This is a genomic window from Ruegeria sp. D4 (genome assembly GCF_056534475.1).
This window is the reverse complement of sequence record NZ_JBQFPJ010000050.1, coordinates 1-1063: the sequence shown is the minus strand read 5'-3', so window position 1 is coordinate 1063 and position 1063 is coordinate 1. Positions and strand designations below refer to the sequence as shown.

Below are 1063 nucleotides of genomic sequence, written 5' to 3'. Positions count from 1 at the left end.
GGCACCACTTTAACATCCAGTTGCGTCCGATTTTGACTGATAGTAGCTTGTAGTTGCAGGATTTCTACTGTCGGATTGTTCGATGTTGTCCTGCCACGTGCGCTGTAATCTACCCCCAAATGGGGTACCGAATTGGGGTACGTGCCACACGATGACTGGAAGGTACCCCCAATGCCTGTCTTGAGCGACGCACGGATTCGGACTCTAAAACCTAAGGAGAAGCCCTACAAGCAGGCCGATTTTGACGGACTATATTTGCTGGTAAAGCCGAACGGTTCGAAACTCTGGCGCTTCAAGTATCGTTGGCTCCAAAAGGAAAAGCTGCTGGCGCTGGGCAAGTATCCTGAAGTGACACTGGCTGATGCGCGACGGAAACGCGACGACGCCCGCGGCCTGATCGCAAATGGCGAAGATCCTTCCAGCGTTCGCAAAGACAAAAAAGCCAGAGAAGAGGCAGAGAACAACGCTACCTTCTCCAAGTTGGCGGCAGAACTGCTGGAAAAGAAGCGCAGCGAAGGCCGTGCCGAAGCAACGCTGACAAAGACCGCCTGGTTTCACCGGCTACTTTCCGCAGACATCGGGAAAATGCCGATCACGCAAATAACAGCACGGGATATTCTGGTTCCGCTGCAGAAGATGGAAAAAAAGGGCAATCACGAAAGCGCCGTACGGATGCGGTCTGCTGCCGGGGCTGTCTTTCGCTATGCCATCGCCCTAGGACTCGCGGATAACGATCCGACCTATGGTTTGAAGGATGCCCTAATCCGGCCCCAGGTACAGCACCGCGCGGCAATCACTGATCCGGCGCAGGTCGGTGCATTGCTCCGGGCTATCGACGGGTTTTCCGGTCAAAGAACTACGCGCCTCGCGTTGCAACTGCTCGCGTTGACTGCCCTGCGCCCCGGAGAGTTGCGAATGGCGGAGTGGGATGAGATCGACGAAGCCAGAATGGCGTGGACCGTTCCGGCACATCGCGCCAAGATGCGTCGGCCTCACACAATACCGCTGTCCCGCCAAACCTTCGATCACTTGAAGGAACTGCGCGAACTGACGGGCTGGGGCA

1 protein-coding gene is annotated in these 1063 nt (G+C 56.3%); it reads left to right on the top strand.

What is annotated here, in order from left to right:
* Window positions 1-171: 171 nt before the first annotated feature.
* A partial coding sequence (locus ACR0MI_RS23680) for an integrase arm-type DNA-binding domain-containing protein (protein ID WP_170817453.1) occupies window positions 172-1063 on the top strand: 892 nt, incomplete at its 3' end.